The sequence below is a fragment of the Okeania sp. SIO2C9 genome (assembly GCF_010672455.1).
Lineage (GTDB): Bacteria > Cyanobacteriota > Cyanobacteriia > Cyanobacteriales > Microcoleaceae > Okeania.
On the sequence record NZ_JAAHGO010000013.1, the window covers coordinates 1 to 2,839 of the forward strand.

Sequence of the window (2,839 nt, forward strand, 5' to 3'; positions counted from 1 at the left end):
CGGATTTGAGATCAGACCATAAAAGCTATGATCAGTGGCAGACTTGCACAAAAAGATACAGCTACAGTCATTCCTTCTACTTCCCACCCGGACCACACTTCCCACCCGGACCACACTTCCCACACTTCCTTGACGCACTACCGAAAAAGTCTTATGGGTGAGGGTAGGAGACAGGAGACAGGAGACAGCAGAAATGGGAACGAGCGAGGAGGTAGAATTCATTAATTGATAATTGATCATGGATAATTGATAATTACCTCGGGTTTTAACCGCTACGGAATTGAATATAAGGAGATATTATTTCTTTTCTTGGTCGATTGGATATGGCGCAGGTTTCGGAGCCATCCCATCCTACGGAATGCTGCGCAAACGACCGCTTTTTTTCCCTTAAAAGGGGAGGCTTCAAGGCGCGAATTATTTAATTATTAATAATTAAGGCGTTGCTGAATAGAAGTATGAATGTGCGATTGTTTTGTTCTGGCCAAGCCCCCGCGCATCCCCCACGCATTGGGGGACTTTTAGAGTTTTATTCCCCCCTTGCATTGGGGGGCTAGGGGGGCTTGCATCATACCCAGAATCAGCAACGCCATAATTAATAATTAACAATTCGGTAAGAATTGTCAGAATGATTTTTCTGCCCAACTATACGCCTAAAATACTAAATTTTTGAGCGTAAATAGCTGAAAACCAGCCACTTTTTTTGACCCCAAAAAGGCTAAAACTTTTATCTTTCAATACTTTTATATTTAATCAGCAAGCCCTAATTATTATCTATTTTTCAGCAAGGAACTACTAATTATAGCAAATGTGTAAAAATCAATAATTTGATATGAAATACAAAAAATTTTGCTACTTACAAATTTCCCCATCTTCCCATCTCCCTATTTCCTTATTAATCTTTGGTAGCAAACATTAATGTATTTCATATTACTAATAATCAGGGCGATAGAACTCCATTCCGCTGAGGCGAACAAAATAATCTACAAAAGACATCCCTTTGACTAAAAATATAAATTCCGACCTAATAAATGATATAAAAGCTAGTAAATCTGCTACGCGATCGCACATCCTCTGCGCCCCACCAAACAGAGTATCGAGATTTCTCGGCCAACTTGTCGTCATTCTCCATTTTATTTGTTGGGGTTCGGTTTGACTCAATGCAGTTCAAGAATGCGCGAATGCGCGAATGCGCGAATGCGCGAATTACCTCTCCTTTAAAACGGATAGGATTGACAAAGAGATGAAAATTTTTCTTTTTATCCTCTTACAGCGGTTTTCATTTGGGTAGACCACAGTAGGGGCGTTAACGATAGTTATGCGCAAGCTTTCGGCAGTTCGCCCCTACAGGGTTTTGGTTATGACGATGTGGTTCATCAATCTGAAAAGCGCTGTAAAAGAGGAGGCTTTCAACCACAATTTTTCGGTAAAGCAATAGCACTTGTAGCAGCAACAGTAGTATAACTAATTAGGTTTCGACGTTTCATTATTTATTTATGTGTTATTGCAGGGAACAGGGAACAGTGGGAAAAACACTTCTGTTTACTTTTTTATAATACTTGAAGCAATAACCATTTCCGAAAATGACACTTGTACTCAAACATTCAGAGCTTGAGTACAACTTTGGTTTTTCGATTCTGTCGAACTCGTTGCTAAACCGACTAAAAAGTGAAAGCGTCAACCGTACTGTCAAAGAATGTTAGGAAGTTTTGTGCTTCCTGCTCGTTGTTAAAGTCCCAGGTTTCTGTGTCACCGAGACCATTGCTAATTGCTACCTGGGTTCCGGTAAGTTGGGCTTCATTTAAAGTGGGAATCACATGGATATCAGCATTCGTCAACTGGTCGCCACCAAACAGATCGCCCATTTCCCCGATGAAATCATCAAAGTTATTGCGAGTCTGTGTTCCTGACGTATCAGCACCTGACCATTTAAACTCAAGGCTATCGGGAGTGCGCAAACTATCTGATGATTCTGAGTTCAATGAGGCAATTTCGTCATTGATTAATATCCTGATGTTGTTAGATCCACCATTGGTACCGCCGTTGAACTGGAATATGTTGGTTGGAGTTGGGTCTTTGCCCAGGATATCCTCTGCGAATTCCTGAAAGGTATTGGCATCAGCATTGTTGTCGAATTCAGCTTTGTACTGACCTCCTACTCCTGAACCAGATATCTTGATTGTGACTTTATCAGTAGACTGGTTTTCTGTGATGAATGGATTCTGGTTGGTACCAAAATATTCGAGGGCATTCTCGTTAATTGTACCATTCCTGGTAACTGTTCCTCCAAGCTCCGATACGACTTCGCTCAGGAAATCGTTCAGAGACTGATTGGTGGCAGTATCGTCAATTGTGTAAACAGGTTGGGAGTTAACAAATTCAACGGAGTACTCTTTGCCACTGACATTGCGACTAAAGATGGTGTAGTCAGATTCAAGGAAATTGGGAGGTGCGGTATTATCAGTGACTCCATCAATGGTAACATTAACTGTAGCTGTATCTGTACCCCCATTGCCATCATCAATGGTGTAGGTAAAGCTGTCAGAGGCTGTCTCTCCATTATTAAGAGACTCAAATTGACCGTTGGGGTCGTAGTCGAAAGTGCCATCAATGTTGAGAGTCAACAATGCGCCAGAAGTTAAGGTAACTTGAGTGCCAACATCAGCAGCATTGCCGTTTACTTCCGTAACAGTAAGGGTATCGCTATCGGCATCACTATCGTTAGTGAGGACGTTACCACTACTGAGGAGGCTGTCTTCATCAGTTGTTACTGCATCGTCTACTGCATCGGGTGCGGTATTATCAGTGACTCCATCAATAGTAACATTAACTGTAGCTGTAT

At 41.6% G+C, this 2,839-nt stretch carries 3 protein-coding genes; all 3 read right to left on the reverse strand.

What is annotated here, in order from left to right:
- Positions 1-240: hypothetical protein (locus F6K23_RS13890; RefSeq protein WP_293156177.1), on the reverse strand; the 240-nt coding region annotated here is incomplete at its 3' end.
- Between the two features lie 690 nt (positions 241-930).
- Complete coding sequence (locus F6K23_RS13895) at positions 931-1,122, reverse strand: hypothetical protein (RefSeq protein WP_293156180.1); 192 nt, start codon at positions 1,120-1,122, stop codon at positions 931-933.
- Between the two features lie 536 nt (positions 1,123-1,658).
- On the reverse strand, positions 1,659-2,839 hold a 1,181-nt coding region (locus F6K23_RS13900), incomplete at its 5' end, for an Ig-like domain-containing protein (protein ID WP_293156183.1).

What these genes read in the sequence shown, in the direction of transcription:
- F6K23_RS13895 (WP_293156180.1), bottom strand. Translation starts at nt 1,122, where the DNA reads ATGACGACAAGTTGGCCGAGAAATCTCGATACTCTGTTTGGTGGGGCG.